The following is a 21,068-nucleotide window of genomic DNA, read 5'->3' as shown; positions in this document are numbered from 1 at the left end:
TTTTAACAGGGAGAGGTCCGCGTGCAATCACTTACTACGGCGCTGGGAAATCTACTGCGCCATTTGTCGCAAGAGATTCCGGCGACACCCGGCATTCGGGTTTTCGATGTTCCTTTCCCCCTTAATGACGCTTTTGATGCTTTAAGCTGGTTGGCCAGTCAGCAAACGTATCCGCAATTCTACTGGCAACAACGTAATGGTGATGAAGAGGCCGCGGTGCTGGGCGCGATTGCCAGCTTTACGTCGTTGGACCAGGCACAACGTTTTCTTCGTCAGTACCCGGAACATCCCGACTTACGCATTTGGGGGCTGAATGCGTTTGACCCGTCACAAGGTCATTTACTTTTGCCGCGTCTGGAATGGCGGCGCTGTGCGGGAAAAGCGAACTTTCGCCTGACCCTTTTCAGCGAAACGTCCCTTCAGAATGACGCAAATCAGGCAAAAGAATTCATTACTACACTGGCGAATACCAAACCGTTGCCCGCGTTGCATTTAACCACTCCACAAGAAAACCACTGGCCAGACAAATCGGGCTGGACGCGGTTAATTAAACTGGCGACCGACACCATTGCGGAAGGTGAGCTGGATAAAGTCGTACTGGCGCGGGCGACAGATCTGCATTTTGCAAGTCCGGTCAATGCGGCGGCAATGATGGCTGCCAGCCGTCGACTGAATCTTAACTGTTACCATTTCTACATGGGCTTTGATGGCGAAAGCGCATTTCTCGGCTCAACGCCTGAGCGACTATGGCGGCGGCGTGACAAAGCGCTGCGCACTGAAGCCCTTGCCGGAACGGTGGCAAATCACCCCGACGATAAACAGGCGCAGCGGTTGGCCGAGTGGCTTATGGCGGATGATAAAAACCAACGTGAAAACATGCTGGTGGTGGAAGATATCTGCCAGCGATTACAGTCTGATACCCAGACACTGGATGTTTTGCCGCCGCAGGTACTTCGCCTGCGAAAAGTACAACATCTGCGTCGCTGCATCTGGACTTCACTCAATAAAGCAGACGACGAGGTTTGCTTGCATCAGTTGCAGCCAACGGCAGCCGTAGCAGGCTTACCGCGCGATCTGGCGCGGCAGTTTATCGCGCAACACGAACCGTTTACCCGTGAATGGTACGCTGGCTCTGCGGGTTATCTTTCTCTACAACAAAGTGAATTCTGCGTTTCCCTGCGCTCGGCAAAAATCAGTGACAATGTAGTGCGTCTGTATGCCGGAGCAGGTATTGTCCGTGGCTCAGATCCCGAGCAAGAGTGGCAGGAAATCGACAACAAAGCGGCAGGACTGCGGACTTTATTACAAATGGAATAGTAATGAGTCGCATCATTATCGATTCATATCAATAATCTAATTTTGTAGCTCTCTATACTTAGCCGCAATATTGATACCGGACAAACTCATGTCAGTAAGCGCATTTAACCGACGCTGGGCGGCGGTCATTCTGGAAGCATTAACACGTCACGGCGTCAGACACGTCTGCATCGCCCCTGGCTCTCGTTCTACGCCATTAACTCTGGCGGCAGCGGAAAATTCCGCATTCATTCATCACACCCATTTTGATGAGCGTGGGCTGGGACATCTGGCGCTGGGGCTGGCGAAGGTCAGCAAACAGCCGGTGGCGGTGATTGTGACCTCCGGCACGGCGGTAGCGAATCTCTATCCGGCGCTGATTGAGGCTGGGTTAACTGGAGAAAAACTGATCCTGTTAACCGCCGATCGTCCTCCGGAACTGATTGATTGCGGTGCGAATCAGGCGATTCGCCAGCCGGGTATGTTCGCTTCTCATCCCACGCATAGCATTTCACTACCACGCCCGACCCAGGATATTCCTGCGCGTTGGCTGGTTTCCACCATCGATCACGCTTTAGGTACGCTGCATACGGGGGGAGTCCATATCAACTGCCCGTTTGCCGAACCGCTGTATGGCGAGATGGACGACACGGGGCTGGCGTGGCAACAACGGCTGGGCGACTGGTGGCAGGACGATAAACCGTGGCTGCGTGAAGCCCCTCGGCTGGAGAGCGAAAAACAGCGCGACTGGTTCTTCTGGCGGCAAAAGCGCGGCGTGGTGGTTGCGGGGCGCATGAGTGCGGAAGAGGGCAAAAAAGTTGCCCAGTGGGCGCAAACTCTTGGCTGGCCGCTGATTGGCGACGTGCTGTCGCAAACCGGGCAACCGCTGCCGTGTGCCGACTTGTGGTTAGGTAATGCTAAAGCGATTGGCGAGTTACAGCAGGCGCAGATTGTGATCCAGATGGGTAGTAGCCTGACCGGAAAACGGTTACTGCAATGGCAGGCGAATTGTGAACCGGAAGAATACTGGATTGTTGATAACATCGAAGGGCGACTCGACCCGGCGCATCACCGTGGACGTCGGCTGATTGCCAATATTACTGACTGGCTGGAGTTGCATCCGGCTGAAAAACGTCAGCCCTGGTGCGTGGAGATCCCGCGTCTGGCTGAACAGGCGATGCAGGCAGTTGTTACCCGTCGCGATGCATTTGGCGAAGCGCAACTGGCGCACCGCATCAGCGAATACCTACCGGAACAGGGGCAACTGTTTGTCGGTAACAGCCTGGTGGTGCGTTTGATCGACGCACTCTCACAACTTCCGGCAGGTTACCCGGTTTACAGCAACCGTGGAGCCAGCGGTATTGACGGTCTGATCTCGACCGCCGCTGGCGTTCAGCGGGCGAGCGGTAAACCGACACTGGCGATTGTTGGCGATCTCTCGGCGCTTTACGACCTGAACGCGCTGGCCTTGTTGCGCCAGGTTTCCGCGCCGCTGGTATTAATTGTGGTGAACAATAACGGCGGGCAAATCTTCTCGCTACTTCCCACACCAAAAAGCGAGCGTGAGCGTTTTTATTTAATGCCACAGAACGTTCATTTTGAGCACGCTGCCGCTATGTTCGAACTGAAATATCATCGCCCGCAAAACTGGGATGAGTTTGAATCGGCTCTGGCTGGCGCATGGCGCACCCCGACCACCACCGTGATTGAAATGGTCGTTAACGATACTGATGGTGCGCAAACACTCCAGCAGTTGCTGGCGCAGGTAAGCCATTTATGATCCTGCATGCGCAGGCAAAACACGGCAAGCCAGGTTTACCCTGGCTGGTTTTTCTGCACGGTTTTTCCGGAGATTGCCGCGAATGGCAGGAAGTGGGCGAGGCGTTTACGGACTACTCGCGATTGTATGTGGATCTCCCCGGACACGGCGGTTCAATGGCTATCAGCGTTGATGGTTTTGCTGATGTCACCGATGTGCTGCATAACACTCTTGTTAGTTACAACATACTAAATTACTGGCTGGTGGGATACTCCCTCGGTGGACGCGTGGCGATGATGGCGGCTTGTCAGGGGATGCCGGGGATTGGTGGGGTGATTGTCGAAGGCGGGCATCCAGGGCTGCAAAGTGCTGAACAACGTGCAGAACGTCAGCTTTCCGATCACCGCTGGGCGCAGCGTTTTCGCTCAGAACCGTTAACCGCGGTATTTACCGACTGGTATCAACAGCCTGTTTTTGCCTCGCTCAACGATGAGCAACGCCGGGAGCTGGTGGCACTGCGCAGCAACAATAACGGTGTAACTCTTGCCGCCATGCTGGAGGCTACTTCTCTCGCCGTCCAGCCTGATTTACGTGCTAACCTTAGCGCCCGCACATTTACGTTTTATTATTTATGTGGTGAACGTGACAGCAAATTCCGCGCTCTGGCAGCGGAACTGGCTGCCGACTGCCATGTCATTCCTCGCGCCGGACATAACGCGCACCGGGAAAATCCCGCTGGCGTAATCGCAAGTCTGGCGCAGATCTTGCGTTTCTGACTAAAGGACACAATATGATTTATCCTGATGAAGCAATGCTTTACGCACCGGTTGAATGGCACGACTGTTCCGAAGGTTTCGAGGACATTCGTTATGAAAAATCCACCGACGGTATCGCAAAAATCACCATTAATCGTCCGCAGGTGCGCAATGCCTTCCGTCCTCTGACGGTAAAAGAGATGATCCAGGCGCTGGCGGATGCGCGTTATGACGATAACATCGGCGTAATTATTCTGACTGGCGCAGGCGATAAAGCATTCTGCTCTGGCGGCGATCAGAAAGTGCGCGGCGACTACGGCGGCTATAAAGATGACTCCGGCGTACATCACCTGAACGTGCTGGACTTCCAGCGTCAGATCCGTACCTGTCCGAAACCGGTTGTCGCGATGGTTGCAGGTTACTCCATCGGCGGCGGTCATGTTCTACATATGATGTGCGACCTGACCATTGCGGCTGAAAACGCTATTTTCGGTCAGACTGGTCCGAAAGTTGGTTCCTTCGACGGTGGCTGGGGCGCTTCTTATATGGCTCGCATTGTCGGGCAGAAAAAAGCGCGTGAAATCTGGTTCCTGTGCCGTCAGTACGACGCCAAACAGGCGCTGGATATGGGCCTTGTGAACACCGTTGTACCGCTGGCGGATCTGGAAAAAGAAACCGTCCGCTGGTGTCGCGAAATGCTGCAAAACAGCCCAATGGCACTGCGCTGCCTGAAAGCCGCGCTGAATGCTGACTGTGATGGTCAGGCGGGGCTGCAGGAGCTGGCAGGTAACGCCACCATGCTGTTCTACATGACGGAAGAAGGTCAGGAAGGTCGTAACGCTTTCAACCAGAAACGTCAGCCTGATTTCAGCAAATTCAAACGGAATCCGTAATGCGTAGCGCGCAGGTATACCGCTGGCAGATCCCCATGGACGCGGGGGTGGTTCTGCGCGACAGGCGGTTAAAAACCCGCGACGGGCTGTATGTTTGCCTGCGTGAGGGCGAGCGTGAAGGGTGGGGAGAGATCTCCCCACTGCCGGGTTTCAGTCAGGAAACCTGGGAAGAAGCGCAGAGCGTGCTGCTTTCCTGGGTAAATAACTGGCTGGCAGGTGATTGCGAGCTACCGCAGATGCCTTCCGTCGCCTTTGGTGTGAGCTGTGCGCTGGCGGAGCTTACTGATGCGTTGCCGCAGGCAGCCAATTACCGTGCAGCGCCGCTGTGTAATGGCGATCCCGACGACCTGATCCTCAAACTTGCCGATATGCCTGGTGAGAAAGTGGCGAAGGTCAAAGTGGGATTGTACGAAGCGGTGCGCGACGGCATGGTGGTGAATCTGTTGCTGGAAGCGGTTCCGGATCTGCATTTGCGTCTTGACGCAAATCGCGCCTGGACGCCGCTGAAGGGTCAGCAGTTTGCGAAATACGTCAACCCTGATTACCGCGACCGCATCGCCTTCCTTGAAGAACCGTGCAAAACCCGTGATGATTCGCGCGCGTTTGCCCGTGAAACCGGCATCGCTATTGCCTGGGATGAAAGTCTGCGTGAGGCGGATTTTGCCTTTGTGGCAGAAGAAGGGGTTCGGGCTGTGGTTATCAAGCCCACGCTAACCGGTAGCCTGGAGAAAGTGCGTGAACAGGTGCAGGCAGCCCACGCGCTGGGGCTGACGGCGGTGATCAGTTCTTCCATCGAGTCGAGTTTAGGTTTAACGCAACTGGCGCGGGTTGCCGCCTGGTTAACGCCCGACACTATTCCGGGGCTGGATACGCTGGATCTGATGCAGGCGCAGCAGGTTCGTCGCTGGCCGGGTAGCCCGCTGCCGTTAGTGGAAGTGGATGCACTGGAGCGGCTGCTATGATCTTCTCTGACTGGCCGTGGCGTCACTGGCGGCAAGTGCGGGGAGAAGCCATTGCCTTGCGTCTCAATAACGAGCAACTCAACTGGCGCGAGCTTTGTACTCGCGTCGATGAGTTGGCTTCGGGTTTTGTGGCGCAGGGTGTGGTTGCAGGCAGCGGGGTGATGTTGCGGGCATGGAATACACCGCAAACGCTGCTCGTCTGGCTGGCGCTACTACAATGTGGGGCGCGAGTTCTGCCCGTAAACCCACAGCTTCCGCAACCGTTGCTTGAGGAATTGTTGCCCAATCTTACTCTGCAATTCGCGTTGGTGCCGGAAGGAGAAAACACGTTTCCGGCGTTAACTTCGCTGCAAATTCAGGTAGGAGAAGGCGCATACGTTGCCTCGTGGCAGCCGCAGCGTTTGTGCTCCATGACCTTAACTTCTGGTTCCACCGGTTTGCCGAAAGCCGCTGTCCATACCTGCCAGGCACACCTTGCCAGTGCGCAAGGTGTGTTATCGCTGATCCCCTTTGATGAGCACGATGACTGGTTGCTCTCTTTGCCGCTGTTTCATGTTTCCGGTCAGGGGATTTTGTGGCGCTGGTTATACGCTGGCGCGCGGATGACGGTACGCGACAAACAACCGCTGGAACAAATGCTGGCAGGCTGTACTCACGCCTCGCTGGTGCCGACGCAGCTCTGGCGATTGCTGGTAAATCGCAGTTCGGTTTCCCTGAAAGCGGTGTTGCTTGGCGGCGCGGCAATTCCGGTCGAACTGACGGAGCAGGCACGCGGGCAGGGCATTCGTTGCTTTTGCGGCTATGGCCTGACAGAGTTCGCCTCTACGGTGTGTGCGAAAGAAGCCGACGGTCTGGCTGATGTCGGTTTTCCGTTGCCGGGGCGGGAAGTCAAAATCGTCAAGGATGAAGTATGGCTACGGGCTGCCAGCATGGCGGAGGGTTACTGGCGGAACGGACAACTGGTGCCGCTGGTCAATGACGAAGGCTGGTACGCTACCCGCGATCGTGGTGAGCTGCATAATGGCAAGTTGACTATTGTCGGGCGCTTAGACAACCTGTTCTTTAGCGGCGGCGAAGGTATTCAGCCAGAAGAGGTGGAGCGGGTTATTGCTGCGCATCCGGCGGTTTTGCAGGTATTTATCGTTCCCGTTGCAGACAAGGAGTTTGGTCATCGACCGGTAGCCGTTGTGGAGTATGACCAGCAAAGTGTTGATCTTAGCGAATGGGTGAAAGACAAGCTGGCGCGTTTTCAGCAACCAGTGCGTTGGCTTATGCTGCCGCCAGAGTTGAAAAACGGCGGCATTAAAATTTCACGTCAGGTGCTAAAAGAGTGGGTGCAACGTCAGGATTAAAAAATCATTAGTTTCATCTCTCATTTCCGCTATTCCATTGCCGTTGATAAAGAGTTTATCTGTTAATCTGTAAATTAATGTGAAAATTCTTATTAAACAGGATGGTGCAATGGAATGGCTGGTCAAAAAATCGTGCAGTAATAAGCAAGATAACAGACACATACTGAAGCTTTGTGATGCTGGCGGCACGATAAGAATGATTGCTGAAGTGCAAACTGACTTTAGCGTTAAATCAGGTGACCTGCTTTCTCCTCTACAGGATGCGCTTTATTGCATTAACCGGGAAAAGCAGCACACGGTGAAAGTCCTCTCGGCAAGCAGTTATAGTCCTGATGAGTGGGAACGACAGTGTAAATCTGGTGAAAAACATCAGTAACGTTGTTTTGCAATCGGCATGAAAATCAGCGTTAATCCGCACATAATACAGGCTACGCCCAGCATAGCCTTCAGCGAAAAAGTTCCTTCCCAGCCGGGAAGTATCATTGATGCAATCCATACCAGTACATAACTTACACTCAGTAAGGCGTAGGCTTTGCTGAGTGCCAGTTGATGTAACGCTTTATACCAGCAAAAAACGGAGATCAGATAACCAACCAGGCCGACAACCAGCATTCGGGCACCGAAATCAAAAGCAAAAAGCGCTGCGATAAAATCCCATAATTGCGTCATCGGCGGCAGATGACTCGCCGCATAACCCAGACTTAATTGTGCAGCGGAAGCAATAATGACGCTGAATAATCCCCACATCAGGCCCATTACACCGTACTCCCCAGGATCACAATGCCGCCAATAATGAATGCCACCCCACACCAGTGGCGAAAAGACACCGGTTCGTGCCACAGTTTTATTGCTGCCAGCGTCACCCAGACAAAATTCAGGCTCAACATCGGGTAGGCAATGCCTACCGGCACGTTCTGTAATACCAGTAGCCAGAGTGCCATTGCCAGCCCGAGGCACACCAATGCCAGCGTCAGCCACAGTGCAATATGTTTGCGCCGTTTACTTACCGCCACAAAGCGAGTTGCCTGTTTCTGGCAGAGTTGCCCGGCTACGCTAAGCAGGCTGGCAAAGACTAAAATCAGCCAGATCATTTGGGGCGATACTGAATGAGCACCAGACGCCCCTGATGATCGACGGCATCTGCAGGTGGAATGGCGAGACGGTTGATATCCTCATCGTGGTCAACCGAAAGCACGAGTGTAATAATCCCCTCCTGTCGATGCTGATTTAGCCATTTGGCAAAATCATCGCCGCTGACAAATCTGCTTTTCGCATCCGGGTAATTAAGACCATATTTCAATTCACCCGTCTGGCGATACATGATGATGTCGTCGCGTTGCAGGCTCCATGCCAGACCAGCGGCAACACCGACGCTATCAGTAAGAATATAGCGGCTCGGCTGGAGTGACTCTTGCGTCATCTCAACAAAAAACTGCGGGTGTTTCCCTTCCATGACTCTGTCGGGGATCGCAAATCCCACGAGCAACGCCAGCCCCAACGGACAAAGCGCCGCAAAGGGCCAGTTTTTTTCCACATTCGTTAAGGTGTACCAACCGAAAAATGCCCACAGCGAAAAAATCGACCAGGAACAAAAGACCTTATAGATTTCGAAAGTCTGCCAGACAGGCGTGCCCATTGGTCCCCAGGGCGAAACAACAAACGTGGCAATAATGCCAGTGACGCCAAAAGCGATGTTAATCCAGCCATTAATCCGCAGCGCCAGAGGATTATTTTTTGCTGCCAGCAAAGCGTAATGCACCATCAGCATTGCCAGAGGCGCAAAGCAGGAGAGAATATAGGTCGGTAATTTACCTTTGGCGACAGAGAAAAACAGCAGCGGCATCACCGCCCAGCTCAAGAGATAGACGGTTGCGGAATGACGACGGTTTTTCCAGCTTGCGCGCAGCGCGCCGGGGAGCAATCCCAGCCACGGCAGACTACCGGCAATGATGACAGGCAAGTAGTACCAGAACGGGGCTTTATGTTGGGCATCATCCATCGCAAAGCGTTGAACATGTTCAACCCAGAAAAAGTAATGCCAGAAGTCAGGCTCCCGTTGTGCTATTGCCAGCCCCCAGGGAAGAACAGTCAGTACGCAACTGGCAACAGCCAGTCCGCCGTAAATAAGGAGATCTTTCCAGCGTTTTTGCATGGCTACCCACGGCAGCACGCTCAATACCGGTACGGCGAGGGCGAGAAAACCTTTAGTCATCACCCCCATGCCGCAGGTTAACCCCAGCAGTAAAAATCCCGCGCTTTTGCCTTTCCAGGTTTGCGCGTCCATTGCCAGCCAGAAGCTGCACATTCCCGCCACCAGCCAGAATGCAATGAATGGGTCGAGCACCGCATAAGTGCCGATGGCGTAGACAATAAACAGCGAGAGATAAACCACTGTGGCGAGTAGTGCCAGACGCTTATCGTGCCATAAACGCAGAGAAAACCAGGCCACCAGCGCGGCGGTTAACAGGGTCGCAAAGATAACGCCTGCCCGCACACCAACGTTATTCGCGCCAAACAGCCATTGCCCAATACTGTTGATCCAGTATCCGGCAATGGGTTTTTCGAAATAGCGTAGCCCTAACAGATGGGGCACAATCCAGTCGCCGGAGGCCAGCATTTCCCGACTGATTTCCGCATAACGCGTTTCATCGGGTTGCCAGAGCAGACGATAATTAATCGGCAAGAGATAATAGACAGTGATAAACGCAAAGAATGCTGCGTAATAGCGAACAGATTTCATGGACGAGTTCCCGCAGCTTGTTGGCAACCGAGCCAGCCTTCACGTCCGGCAATACTTCCGCGGACAACTTGCCCGAGTGGCAAAGTCTCTGATAACAACTCGCTTAAAGGGCAAAACGTAATACCTGCACAGGCGGCACGTTTCAGAAGATCGACAAAATAATGCTGATAAGTGCAGCCTTCGACTTCTGCATGAATGGTATAAACTGGCGTCCCTTTCTCTCGCAGGATGCGGTTGAGCAGCCAGCCGTTAAAATCTTCCGCTTTCACATCCCGGCCAATGACTTCATCCCAGGTGGGTAACGTCACCGGGATTTGTGCTGTACCCGGTTTTCCTGATTCGAGCAACGGACGAAACGGCATTACTCCGCGACAATCGCTGTTGTAGCGCAAATGGAACGCTTCTTTTGCCTCAATCACCTGTTGATCGGCTCGCCAGCCAGCGGCGGCGGAACAGGTTATCGGTTGGCCAATAATCTCTTCCAGTGTGTGAAGACCACGCGCGATATCGTTCACCATCGTTTGCCGATCCCAGCTACCGCTATGGGCTTGCCAGGCGTGGTGATCCCAGGCGTGCAGGCCAACTTCGTGGTGTTTAGCCGCTTCACGAATGATGTCGGCATTGGCGTGGCCAATCTCTTTTCCTGGCCATGCAGTGCCTGCCAGCAGAATATCCCAGCCATAAAGCGACGCTGCGTTTGATCGCAACATCTTCATCAAAAACTGCGGCTTCACCAGCCGCCAGAGATGACGGCCCATATTGTCGGGGCCGACGCTGAAAAAAATGCTGGCCTGAATATTATGCTGACTCAAGATTTCCAGCAGACGCGGCACGCCTTCGCGGGTGCCGCGAAAGGTATCAACATCAATGCGTAAGCCCACTTTGATCATGATTATTTATCCGTAAGATCGACAGTGCGCAGGAAGAAATCCAGCGTCTCATCGATGGTTTCCTGCATATCAATTTTCGGTTCCCAATCCAGGCAGCGGCGGGCATTGCGGATGCCAGGCTTACGATGTGCCACGTCCTGATATCCTTTACCGTAGTAGCTGCTACTTTCGACGATGCGAAAGCCTGCAAACGGTGGGAAGTGATGGCGTAGAGGATGTTTTTCAAAGCTTGCCAGTAGCATCTGGCCCAGTTCTTCAATGCTCGCTTCGTTATCGGGGTTGCCGATATTAATAATCTCGCCATCACAGCGATTTCCCGTGTTTTCGATAATGCGAAACAGTGCTTCGATGCCGTCCCGAATATCAGTAAAGCAGCGTTTTTGTTTTCCGCCATCAATCAGCTTAATTGGCGATCCTTCTACCAGGTTTAGAATGAGTTGTGTAATGGCGCGCGAACTGCCAATTCGCGCTGCATTAAGGTTATCCAGCCGTGGCCCCATCCAGTTAAACGGCCGGAAGAGGGTAAACTGCAATCCTTCTTTTTCGCCATACGCCCAAATCACCCGGTCAAGCAATTGTTTTGATACCGAATAAATCCAGCGCGGTTTATTCACCGGCCCGACGATCAAATTAGAATGGTCTTCGTCGAAATATTTATCATTACACATCCCGTAAACTTCCGAGGTCGACGGGAAGATAATTCGCTTACGGTACTTCACGCAGTAACGGATAATGCGCAGATTCTCTTCAAAATCGAGTTCAAATACGCGCAGCGGGTTGCGGGTATACTCAATCGGTGTGGCAATCGCCACCAGCGGCAATACGACATCACATTTTTTGACGTGGTACTCAATCCATTCAGAATGAATGCTGATATCACCTTCGACAAAGTGAAAATGCGGATGATTAAGGAAACGACTAATGGCGTCGCTGCCGATATCCAACCCGTAGACTTCATAATGATCTTCGCGCAGCAGGCGTTCTGTCAGATGGTTGCCAATAAAGCCATTCACCCCGAGGATCAACACCCGGGTACGGCGTCGGGCGGTGCAAACAGGTTGACTGTTAAGTCTTGAACCTTCAACCAGCCCTAGCGTCTGGGCTAATTGCGAACCTTGCATAGTAATTCCATCGCCCGCCTGTCCGGTGACAATTTCCAGCGCACCATCGCCACAGGCAATTAACAGCGGTGCAGCAGAAATCACGCTCCCCGGTTGTGCTGTGGACGCATGAGAATGCACGCGTGACGACCAGACGGTGAATTTCTGATTGCCTACATAGCTGAAGGCGCTAGGCCACGGATCGGCAACGGCACGCACCATGTTATGCAGTACGGATGCCGGTTTGTGCCATTCAAGGACGCTGTCATCTGGCGTTCTGCGACCAAAACAGGTGGCTTCGTTCTCGCGCTGGGCGATTTCCAGAATATTACCGTGTTTAATGGCGGGTAACGTCTGTTCCAGCAACTGACGCGCGGCGTAGCACAATTTATGATGCAGCGTAATGGCGATATCGTCCGGTGCAATGGCAACGCGTAGCTGGGCAACAATGGCTCCGGCATCGGCACGTTTCACCATCCGATGCAACGTAACGCCAGTTTCCGTTTCACCGTTCACCAGTACCCAGTTCAGTGGCGCGCGGCCGCGATATTTCGGTAACAGCGAACCATGCAGATTAAACGCGCCAGTGGGGGCAAGTTGCAAAATCTCGTCGCTGATCAAATGGCGATAATAAAAAGAGAAAATCACATCAGGTGACAGTTGGGCAATGCGTTCCACCCACAGAGGATGATTAACGTTATCCGGCGCGTAAACCGGAATCCCTCTTTCCGCCGCCAGGCGAGCGACCGAACCATAAAATGCTTTTTCGCCAGGATTATCGGTATGAGTAAAAATGGCGCTAATTTCGTAACCGGCAGCCAGCAAGGCTTCAATACCCAGGCAACCCATATCGTGATAGGCAAAAACGACGGCTTTCATTATTCATTTTCCTTGCTGGATGGACGGATAACTTGCTGCACAAAATAGCGGGGGCGGGCGCGGACATCGGTGTAGATCCGGCCAATATATTCACCGAGTAATCCCATGCCGATAAACTGAGCGCCAATAAAGGTAAACAGTACGGCAAACAGCATAAAGACGCCTTCTGCCGCCCACTGCGGTCCGAACGTCAGGCGTAAAATCACCAGTAGTACCGCAATGCTAAAACCACCAATCGCAATAATGCTGCCAAGCAGACTAAGCATACGTAACGGTGTGGTCGTGAGGCAGGTCACTAGGTCGTACATCAAATTAATCAGGCGCATAAAGCTGTATTTTGATTCGCCAAACTCACGCTCGGCATGGTGTACCGGAATTTCAATGGCGCGGCGGGCGAAGATATTCGCCAGAATCGGAATAAAGGTGCTGCGTTCATGGCAGTGCAACATGGCATCGACAATATGACGACGATAAGCGCGCAGCATACAGCCGTAGTCGCCCATCGCTTTGCCGGTGGTGCGCTGGATCAGTCGGTTAATCATCTTCGAGGCAGTTTTACGAAACCAGGTGTCCTGGCGGTTCTGGCGCACAGTCCCTACCACGTCGTAACCTTCATCGGCTTTTTCCACCAGGTGGGGGATCTCTTCTGGCGGATTCTGGAGATCGGCATCAAGAGTAATGATTAAGTCGCCGGTAACGTGACTGAAACCCGCCATAATTGCCGAATGTTGTCCGTAATTGCGGTTAAGCAAAATAGACACAATATGGCTGCCCTCTGCTTGTGAGGCATCGACCAGCATTTGCGCAGAATTGTCGTTACTGCCGTCATCAACCAGCAGTATTTCATACTCTTTGCCCAGCAATTCACAGGCTGCGGTGGTGCGCCTGATTAATTCCGGTAAACTTTCCTGCTCGTTATAAACGGGAATAACCACCGAGACTTTCTTAACAGGGTGGATGTCAAACATGGCTTATTGTCCTGCAAGTTGCTGAAGGGCTGTGATGACGCGGTCGGCATCGGCGGTGGTCATATCCGGGAAAAGCGGCAACGAACAGATGCGTTCGCTATTCCATTCGGTATTCGGTAACGACAGCGTGGGAAAACGCTCACGATAATATTTTTGCGTGTGAGCTGCGCGGAAATGTAACCCAGTGCCAATGCCTCTTTCTTTCAGTGCTTCCATCAACGCATCGCGGCTGATATCACAACGTTGTTCATCAACACGAATAATAAACAGATGCCAGGCGTGAACATGTGGCCATGTGGGAAGCTTCAGAGGCTGGAAGGGTAGATCCACCAGTGCTTGTTGATATTGCAGGGCAATTTCTCGACGACGGGTATTTAGTTGCTCTAATTTATTCAACTGCGTCAGAGCAATCGCGGCGTTAATATCGGTCAGATTGTACTTATAGCCTGGTGTTAATACTTCAGCCTGCGGTGCGCGACCCCATGTTTTTCGGTCGTATGCATCGACACCCAGACCATGAAATTTCAACATGCGTAACTGGCGAGCGAGATTTTCGTCATCAGTAACGACTAATCCACCTTCCGCACAGGTAATATTTTTGATGGCGTGAAATGAAAAAATAGCGGTGCCCTTCGCGCCAATATGTTGACCTTTGTAATTTGTACCGACGGCATGGGCGGCATCTTCAATGACTGCGATATCGTAGCGTTCACCAATGGCGCGAATGGCGTCAATATCTGCCGGCGCTCCGGCATAATGCACCGGGATGATCGCTTTGGTACGAGGCGTAATGGCCGCTTCGATCGCTTCAGGCGTGACCATCAGCGTATCGCGATCAACGTCCACCATCACCGGTGTTGCGCCCAACAGGGAGATCATATTGAGAGTTGAAACCCAGGTCATGGAGGGAGTAATGACTTCATCATCAACACCAACCCCCAGCGCCATCAGCGTGATGTGCATTCCGGCAGTGGCTGAACTGACTGCGATGGCATGCTGATTTCCCGTTAACAGGCAAAAGGCTTGTTCAAGTGCCTGATTCTTCGGACCGGTAGTGATCCATCCTGATTCGAGAACTTCTTTAACCGCGGCGAGTTCTTCCACACCCATTGCCGGACGTGAAAAAGGCAAAAAGTCTGACATGGTTTTTCCTTCGGTCATTGAATATCTTTCCCAGTTATTCGCTAATATTTGTCATAGGGAGCGTTATGTCTATTTTGCCATTTGGAGTGAAATTCTAAGGTTAGAATATTAATTTAACCTTAAGGAATGAATATAAGACTTAAATATTATTTTTTTTGTTTTTTCATCTTATTCGGGCTTTTAATTTGACAAAATTTAAGGCATTTTGCGTGCGCCGTAATGTTTTAATTTATCCCGCCACTATTTACCGATGAAAATGATGTTTGTTTTCACGGCCAGTTAGTTGGCTACGCTTGTCTATAGGTGGAGCTTACGTGTTAGCTTTTTGTCGGGCTTCGTTGAAGTCTAAAAAATATATCTTCATTTTACTGGTGCTTGTGGCGATTGTGGGGCTGGGTACACATGCTGCCTGGAGCAGTAATGGTTTGCCACGTATCGACAATAGAACGCTGGCCAGATTAGCGCAGCAGCACCCGGTTGTGGTTCTGTTTCGCCATGCGGAACGCTGCGACCGTTCCTCCAATCACTGCTTGTCAGACAAAACAGGCATTACGGTGAAAGGTACTCAGGATGCCCGTGAACTGGGCAAAGCTTTCAGCGCGGACATCCCTAATTTCGATCTTTATTCCAGTAATACCGTTCGGACTATTCAATCAGCGAGCTGGTTTTCTGCTGGAAAAAAACTGACGGTAGATAAACGATTTCTACAATGTAGAAATGAGATTTATAGCACAATTAAGGAGTTACAAAGCAAAGCACCAGATAAAAATATCGTTATTTTCACCCATAACCATTGTCTGACCTATATCGCTAAAGATAAACGTAACGTGACATTTAAACCAGATTATCTGGATGGGCTGGTAATGCATGTGGAAAAAGGCAACGTTTTACTGGATGGTGAATTTGCTAATCGCTGATATTTTTAATATGACAGCCAATAATGGCTGTCATTACTGTTACATCAGACCTTTCAAACGTAATGTTTTTTGGGTGGCGACATTCAAATCATAGTGCGCAAGATCTTCAGGTTTTACCCATGCATAGTCCTGAAACTCTTCGTTAATTTTTACTTCACGGTTGGCAGAGACGCAGTCAAAGATTAGGTAAATCATATAAATCTCTTCCTTGCGACCATCTGCGTAGGTCTTGATGCGGATATCATCACTGAAGGTCCATGGTGCGATGTCAGTAAGAATCAGTTGTTCGCCCAGCTCTTCCCTGATTTCACGACGTAATGCTTCTTCAATACGCTCACCGGGCTCTACGCCGCCACCAGACAGCGCCCATTGTCCGGGGAAAACGCCGCGATCGTCGGCCATTTTACACAGCAGATAAGCACCATCATTTTGAATTAAGGGACAAACGATAGTCCGTTGTCGCATGGGAATATTCCTTACCATCGAAAATAAAATAAAAGAATACGGCAATGGACAAACAGGTGAAAGTAGCATTTGTCTTTTGGGTGATGATAGCCACGATGATTATTTGGCTGGCAATCAATTTTTGATGGCTGCTTTTTCTGCACTTAATTATTCAAGAAGTATTTAGTTACAATAAGTTAGCAGATCGCTTTTTTCACGCATTGAATCCTCTGCGTCAGGCAGTACAATCCCGCAGCTTTGGGGACTTTTAATTATCTTCTTTCGGGAAAAGGTAAAAATGAAAAAATTGGCGCTGCCAGTTCTGGCTGGAATGCTATTGGTTTCTGCATCGGCAAATGCGATGAGTATCAGCGGTCAGGCGGGAAAAGAATATACCAATATTGGTGTTGGTTTCGGTACTGAATCGACCGGTTTGGCATTAAGCGGTAACTGGACACATAACGATGACGACGGTGACGTCGCGGGCGTTGGTCTGGGATTGAATCTGCCGCTGGGTCCGCTAATGGCAACCGTGGGTGGTAAAGGCGTTTATACCAACCCGAACGACGGTGATGAAGGTTATGCCGCGGCGGTAGGCGGTGGCTTGCAGTGGCAAATTGGCGATAGCTTCCGTCTGTTTGGCGAGTATTACTACTCTCCGGATTCGCTCTCCAGCGGTATTAAAAGTTATGAAGAAGCGAATGCTGGCGCGCGTTACACTATTATGCGTCCAGTCAGCATTGAGGCGGGCTACCGCTATCTGAATCTGTCGGGTAAAGACGGCCACCGCGACAACGCGGTGGCTGACGGCCCTTATGTCGGGGTTAACGCCAGCTTCTGATGCCTTTCGGCGCGGCGTTCTGCCGCGCCATTCAGTTTCTTTCTACGCCTTATCTCCCTTTGCGTTATAGTGATTCGATAACAAAAGCAGGAGATAACCATGTTAAAAGTGGAAATGTTATCCACAGGGGATGAAGTGTTACACGGGCAAATCGTTGACACTAACGCTGCCTGGCTGGCTGATTTTTTCTTTCATCAGGGGTTGCCATTATCTCGCCGTAATACGGTGGGCGATAACCTTGAGGATTTAGTCACCATTCTGCGTGAACGTAGCCAGCACGCCGATGTGCTGATCGTCAACGGTGGTCTGGGGCCGACCAGCGATGATTTAAGCGCACTGGCCGCTGCGACAGCAAAAGGTGAGGGATTAGTTCTTCATGAAGCCTGGCTGCAAGAGATGGAACGCTATTTCCGCGAACGTGGGCGCGTGATGGCGTCGAGTAACCGCAAACAGGCGGAGCTGCCAGCCAGTGCTGAATTTATCAATAATCCGGTTGGCACGGCCTGTGGTTTTGCTGTGCAACTTAACCGTTGCCTGATGTTCTTTACCCCAGGCGTGCCTTCGGAATTTAAAGTGATGGTGGAGCATGAAATTCTGCCGCGCCTGCGTGAGCGTTTTTCCTTACCGCAGCCACCGGTTTGCCTGCGTTTGACTACCTTTGGTCGTTCAGAAAGCGATCTGGCGCAAAGCCTGGACACGTTGCAACTGCCGCCGGGCGTAACGATGGGCTATCGCTCTTCTATGCCGATTATCGAATTGAAACTCACCGGACCGGCAAGCGAGCTACAGGCGATGGAAAAACTATGGCAGGACGTTAAACGCGTCGCCGGACAGAGCATGATTTTTGAAGGCACCGAAGGACTACCTGCGCAGATCAGCCGGGAATTGCAACGTCGCCAGTTCAGTCTGACGTTGAGCGAGCAATTCACCGGTGGTTTATTGGCGTTGCAACTTTCTCGTGCTGGTGCGCCATTACTGGCGTGTGAAGTCGTGCCTTCACAGGAAGAAACACTGGCGCAAACCGCACACTGGATAACTGAACGACGAGCCAAACATTTCGCCGGGCTGGCACTGGCCATTTCTGGCCTGGAAGATGGGTATCTCAACTTTGCGTTGGCCACACCGGATGGCACTTTTGCTCTGCGCGTACATTTCAGCACTACGCGCTACAGTCTGGCTATTCGTCAGGAAGTGTGTGCAATGATGGCACTCAATATGCTGCGTCGCTGGCTGAACGGTCAGGACATTGCCAGCGAGCATGGCTGGATTGAGGTTGTTGAATCTATGACCCTAACTGCCTGAGCAGCCACTCCGTGCCGGTTTACTACACCGGCACACTTCTCTCCCGCAAAGGTTGTCCAACCTGTTGTACTCAATAAGAAAAAATCCGTGCGCTAATTCACAAATTTGTGCGTAATTCCTCCAGTCCTCTGGACGAGGAGTGGGATTTGATGCGCTTCACAATTTTACTCCCCCTGAGCAACGAGACTGATTCCAGTATCTAAGACTGGAGTCCAGTATGTTGGAATCAAGCAAAGTTCCCGCCCTGACACGGGCTATTGATATTCTCAATTTGATTGCTCGCATTGGCCCCTGTAGTGCTGCGACGATCATCGACACATTGGGGATCCCTAAAAGCACAGCCTATTTGCTGCTTAACGAACTCAAGCGTCAGCGTTTTCTGAGTCTTGATCACCAGGAAAATTTTTGTCTGTGGACCAGGCTGGTGGAGCTTTCCGGCCATGCGTTAAGCAAGATGGATCTCCGGGAACTGGCACGCCCACGCCTGACGCAACTGATGGATACCACTGGACTGTTGTGTCACCTTGGGATCATCGATAACGGTAGCGCATATTACATATTGAAAGTGGAGTCTTCAGCCACTATCAGCGTGCGTTCCCATGAAGGAAAAAGCCTTTCGCTTTATCGCTCCGGAATAGGTAAATGCCTGCTTGCCTGGCAACCTGAAGCTGTACAGCAAAGTATTATCGAAGGGCTGGTCTGGGAACAGGCGACACCCACCACGATTACCCGTCCACCACAGCTCCACGAAGAACTGGCACGTATTCGCCGTCAGGGCTGGAGCTATGACAACGGTGAAGATTACACCGATGTCCGTTGTGTTGCTGCCCCGGTGTTTAACGCCAATAACGAGCTTACCGCCGCGATCTCAGTGGTCGGTACTCGTTTACAAATCAATGAAGAATATCGTGATTATCTGGCGGGCAAAGCCATCGCCTGCGCCAGGGATATTTCACGTCTGTTGGGATGGAAAAGTCCCTTTGACTTACTGGCCTCATAAAAATGGAGAACATCATGACCCTACCAAAAATCAAACAGGTTCGCGCCTGGTTTACTGGCGGAGCGACAGCAGAAAAAGGCGCTGGCGGCGGTGATTATCACGACCAGGGAGTGGATCACTGGATTGACGATCATATTGCTACCCCGATGAGTAAATACCGCGATTACGAGCAGTCCCGCCAGTCATTTGGTATTAACGTTCTTGGCACGTTAATTGTTGAAGTCGAAGCAGAAAATGGCCAGACCGGCTTCGCCGTTTCAACAGCCGGTGAAATGGGGTGCTTTATCGTTGAAAAACACCTAAACCGTTTCATAGAGGGCAAATGTGTCAGTGATATCAAACTGATTCACGATCAAATGCTCAACGCCACCCAGTATTACTCCGGTTCAGGGGGCCTGGTGATGAACACGATTTCCTGTGTTGATTTGGCTCTGTGGGATCTGTTCGGCAAAGTGGTCGGGCTTCCGGTTTATAAACTTTTAGGCGGCGCTGTCCGTGATGAAATTCAGTTCTACGCCACGGGCGCGCGCCCGGATCTGGCAAAAGAGATGGGCTTTATCGGCGGCAAGATGCCGACGCACTGGGGGCCACATGATGGTGATGCGGGGATCCGCAAAGACGCCGCTATGGTCGCGGGTATGCGTGAAAAATGCGGTGAAGATTTCTGGTTGATGCTCGACTGCTGGATGAGCCAGGACGTGAACTATGCCACCAAACTGGCTCACGCTTGTGCCCCTTATAACCTGAAATGGATCGAAGAGTGCCTGCCGCCGCAACAGTATGAAGGTTATCGCGAATTAAAACGCAACGCGCCAGCAGGAATGATGGTCACCAGTGGCGAGCACCACGGCACACTGCAATCTTTCCGTACACTTTCAGAAACCGGTATCGACATTATGCAACCAGATGTTGGCTGGTGCGGTGGCTTAACCACGCTGGTGGAGATTGCCGCAATTGCCAAATCACGTGGACAACTGGTGGTGCCGCACGGTTCGTCTGTTTACTCCCACCATGCGGTGATCACCTTCACCAATACCCCATTTAGCGAATTCCTGATGACCAGTCCGGATTGTTCATCGATGCGTCCGCAGTTTGATCCGATTTTGCTTAATGAGCCGGTGCCGGTGAATGGTCGTATTCACAAATCAGTACTTGATAAACCGGGGTTCGGCGTCGAACTCAATCGTGACTGCAATCTGAAACGCCCTTACAGCCACTAATCATTCCGGGCGTTGCCGTGACAACAGTAACGCTCACATGTTCTAAGGAGCTTCTTATGAGCACCGCTTTGCTTGACGCCGTGGTGAAGAAAAACCGCGCGCGTTTGATCCCGTTTATGTTGGCGCTGTACGTGCTGGCGTTTCTCGATCGTTCGAATATTGGTTTTGCCAAACAGACCTACCAGATTGATACCGGGCTAAGTAATGAAGCTTATGCGCTGGGAGCGGGAATTTTCTTTGTGGTGTATGCGTTTCTCGGTGTTCCGGCGAATTTGTTGATGCGCAAACTGGGAGCCAGGACTTGGATTGGTACGACGACACTGCTGTGGGGATTTCTTTCGGCGGCAATGGCATGGGCCGATACTGAAGTGAAATTTCTGATAGTTCGCACCCTGCTTGGTGCTGCGGAAGCCGGGTTCTTTCCAGGCATGATTTATCTCACTTCGCAATGGTTTCCGCAGCGTAATCGCGCCAGCATTATGGGGTAATGCCAGTCAGTTAAGCAACTGACTGGCTCTTTTTCGGGGCTGTGGGGTATTTCCAGGGCCTCTCCTTTACCACTCTCGGGAAGGCCCTTTCCCTTCTTGTCGGTAATTTCACAAGTTGT

The 21,068-nt window shown here is 51.8% G+C and carries 21 protein-coding genes and 1 pseudogene; 13 read left to right on the top strand and 9 right to left on the bottom strand.

What is annotated here, in order from left to right:
* Positions 1-21 precede the first annotated feature (21 nt).
* From menF to pmrD, 7 genes are all read left to right on the top strand, one after another.
* Positions 22-1,317, top strand: a complete 1,296-nt coding sequence (gene menF / locus C7B16_RS07970) for an isochorismate synthase MenF (protein ID WP_107179554.1) — start codon at positions 22-24, stop codon at positions 1,315-1,317.
* An 88-nt stretch (positions 1,318-1,405) separates the two neighbouring features.
* On the top strand, positions 1,406-3,076 hold the full coding sequence (gene menD / locus C7B16_RS07965) for a 2-succinyl-5-enolpyruvyl-6-hydroxy-3-cyclohexene-1-carboxylic-acid synthase (RefSeq protein WP_038355041.1): 1,671 nt from the start codon (positions 1,406-1,408) through the stop codon (positions 3,074-3,076).
* A complete protein-coding gene (menH, locus tag C7B16_RS07960) occupies positions 3,073-3,831 on the top strand; it encodes a 2-succinyl-6-hydroxy-2,4-cyclohexadiene-1-carboxylate synthase (RefSeq protein ID WP_016249000.1) in 759 nt (252 codons plus the stop codon). The genes menD and menH overlap by 4 nt, the downstream gene beginning before the upstream one ends.
* Before the next feature lie 14 nt (positions 3,832-3,845).
* On the top strand, positions 3,846-4,703 hold the full coding sequence (gene menB / locus C7B16_RS07955; RefSeq protein WP_000640000.1) for a 1,4-dihydroxy-2-naphthoyl-CoA synthase: 858 nt from the start codon (positions 3,846-3,848) through the stop codon (positions 4,701-4,703).
* Complete coding sequence (gene menC, locus C7B16_RS07950; protein ID WP_001255642.1) at positions 4,703-5,665, top strand: o-succinylbenzoate synthase; 963 nt, start codon at positions 4,703-4,705, stop codon at positions 5,663-5,665. Before menB ends, menC begins: the two co-directional genes overlap by 1 nt.
* Entirely contained in the window at positions 5,662-7,017 is a 1,356-nt protein-coding gene (menE, locus tag C7B16_RS07945) for an o-succinylbenzoate--CoA ligase (RefSeq protein WP_085449101.1), read from the top strand. The genes menC and menE overlap by 4 nt, the downstream gene beginning before the upstream one ends.
* 109 nt (positions 7,018-7,126) lie before the next feature.
* Complete coding sequence (gene pmrD, locus C7B16_RS07935) at positions 7,127-7,393, top strand: signal transduction protein PmrD (protein ID WP_010376827.1); 267 nt, start codon at positions 7,127-7,129, stop codon at positions 7,391-7,393.
* Here pmrD and arnF read toward each other — a convergent pair.
* The 7 genes from arnF to arnB are packed head-to-tail and all read right to left on the bottom strand — an operon-like array spanning position 7,387 to position 14,737.
* Entirely contained in the window at positions 7,387-7,773 is a 387-nt protein-coding gene (gene arnF, locus C7B16_RS07930) for a 4-amino-4-deoxy-L-arabinose-phosphoundecaprenol flippase subunit ArnF (RefSeq protein ID WP_000523874.1), read from the bottom strand. The two genes, pmrD and arnF, sit on opposite strands and share 7 nt — an antisense overlap.
* Positions 7,773-8,108: a 4-amino-4-deoxy-L-arabinose-phosphoundecaprenol flippase subunit ArnE gene (arnE, locus tag C7B16_RS07925; protein ID WP_000638004.1), complete on the bottom strand. Its 336-nt coding sequence runs from the start codon at positions 8,106-8,108 to the stop codon at positions 7,773-7,775. Before arnE ends, arnF begins: the two co-directional genes overlap by 1 nt.
* Entirely contained in the window at positions 8,105-9,757 is a 1,653-nt protein-coding gene (gene arnT, locus C7B16_RS07920; RefSeq protein ID WP_107179553.1) for a lipid IV(A) 4-amino-4-deoxy-L-arabinosyltransferase, read from the bottom strand. The genes arnE and arnT overlap by 4 nt, the downstream gene beginning before the upstream one ends.
* Complete coding sequence (gene arnD / locus C7B16_RS07915; RefSeq protein WP_000598503.1) at positions 9,754-10,647, bottom strand: 4-deoxy-4-formamido-L-arabinose-phosphoundecaprenol deformylase; 894 nt, start codon at positions 10,645-10,647, stop codon at positions 9,754-9,756. The genes arnT and arnD overlap by 4 nt, the downstream gene beginning before the upstream one ends.
* A gap of 2 nt (positions 10,648-10,649) precedes the next feature.
* The gene (arnA, locus tag C7B16_RS07910) at positions 10,650-12,626 is read right to left on the bottom strand and encodes a bifunctional UDP-4-amino-4-deoxy-L-arabinose formyltransferase/UDP-glucuronic acid oxidase ArnA (RefSeq protein ID WP_107179552.1); all 1,977 of its coding nucleotides are present in this window, start codon (positions 12,624-12,626) and stop codon (positions 10,650-10,652) included.
* The gene (arnC, locus tag C7B16_RS07905) at positions 12,626-13,594 is read right to left on the bottom strand and encodes an undecaprenyl-phosphate 4-deoxy-4-formamido-L-arabinose transferase (RefSeq protein WP_000459655.1); all 969 of its coding nucleotides are present in this window, start codon (positions 13,592-13,594) and stop codon (positions 12,626-12,628) included. The genes arnA and arnC overlap by 1 nt, the downstream gene beginning before the upstream one ends.
* 3 nt (positions 13,595-13,597) lie before the next feature.
* Positions 13,598-14,737 carry a UDP-4-amino-4-deoxy-L-arabinose aminotransferase gene (arnB, locus tag C7B16_RS07900; RefSeq protein WP_001516764.1) on the bottom strand — a complete coding sequence of 380 codons (1,140 nt, stop codon included), beginning with the start codon at positions 14,735-14,737 and terminating at the stop codon, positions 13,598-13,600.
* Positions 14,738-15,051: 314 nt separating this feature from the next.
* Between arnB and ais the strand changes: the two genes are divergently transcribed.
* A complete protein-coding gene (ais, locus tag C7B16_RS07895; RefSeq protein ID WP_016262178.1) occupies positions 15,052-15,654 on the top strand; it encodes a lipopolysaccharide core heptose(II)-phosphate phosphatase Ais in 603 nt (200 codons plus the stop codon).
* A gap of 39 nt (positions 15,655-15,693) precedes the next feature.
* Here the strand turns inward: ais and nudI are convergent, their stop codons facing one another.
* Positions 15,694-16,119: a nucleoside triphosphatase NudI gene (gene nudI, locus C7B16_RS07890; protein WP_107179551.1), complete on the bottom strand. Its 426-nt coding sequence runs from the start codon at positions 16,117-16,119 to the stop codon at positions 15,694-15,696.
* Between the two features lie 277 nt (positions 16,120-16,396).
* On the opposite strand from nudI, the gene C7B16_RS07880 reads away from it, so the two are divergent.
* From C7B16_RS07880 to C7B16_RS07860, 5 genes and pseudogenes are all read left to right on the top strand, one after another.
* Positions 16,397-16,939, top strand: a complete 543-nt coding sequence (locus C7B16_RS07880) for a YfaZ family outer membrane protein (protein WP_001516761.1) — start codon at positions 16,397-16,399, stop codon at positions 16,937-16,939.
* Positions 16,940-17,038: 99 nt separating this feature from the next.
* Positions 17,039-18,241 (top strand): nicotinamide mononucleotide deamidase-related protein YfaY, encoded by a 1,203-nt coding sequence (locus C7B16_RS07875; RefSeq protein WP_016262177.1) that lies wholly within the window; start codon positions 17,039-17,041, stop codon positions 18,239-18,241.
* A gap of 217 nt (positions 18,242-18,458) precedes the next feature.
* On the top strand, positions 18,459-19,241 hold the full coding sequence (locus tag C7B16_RS07870; RefSeq protein WP_000894175.1) for an IclR family transcriptional regulator: 783 nt from the start codon (positions 18,459-18,461) through the stop codon (positions 19,239-19,241).
* 14 nt (positions 19,242-19,255) lie between these two features.
* On the top strand, positions 19,256-20,461 hold the full coding sequence (gene rhmD, locus C7B16_RS07865) for an L-rhamnonate dehydratase (RefSeq protein ID WP_016248993.1): 1,206 nt from the start codon (positions 19,256-19,258) through the stop codon (positions 20,459-20,461).
* A gap of 56 nt (positions 20,462-20,517) precedes the next feature.
* Positions 20,518-20,946 (top strand): annotated as a pseudogene (locus C7B16_RS07860) (MFS transporter); the annotation flags it as partial.
* Positions 20,947-20,959: 13 nt separating this feature from the next.
* Here C7B16_RS07860 and C7B16_RS25265 read toward each other — a convergent pair.
* Positions 20,960-21,068: hypothetical protein (locus tag C7B16_RS25265; RefSeq protein WP_224465868.1), on the bottom strand; the 109-nt coding region annotated here is incomplete at its 5' end.

The organism is Escherichia sp. 20412-1 (assembly GCF_003027595.1).
Lineage (GTDB): Bacteria > Pseudomonadota > Gammaproteobacteria > Enterobacterales > Enterobacteriaceae > Escherichia > Escherichia marmotae.
Note: the sequence above shows the minus strand (reverse complement) of the source record. Positions and strands in the feature narration are given on the sequence as shown.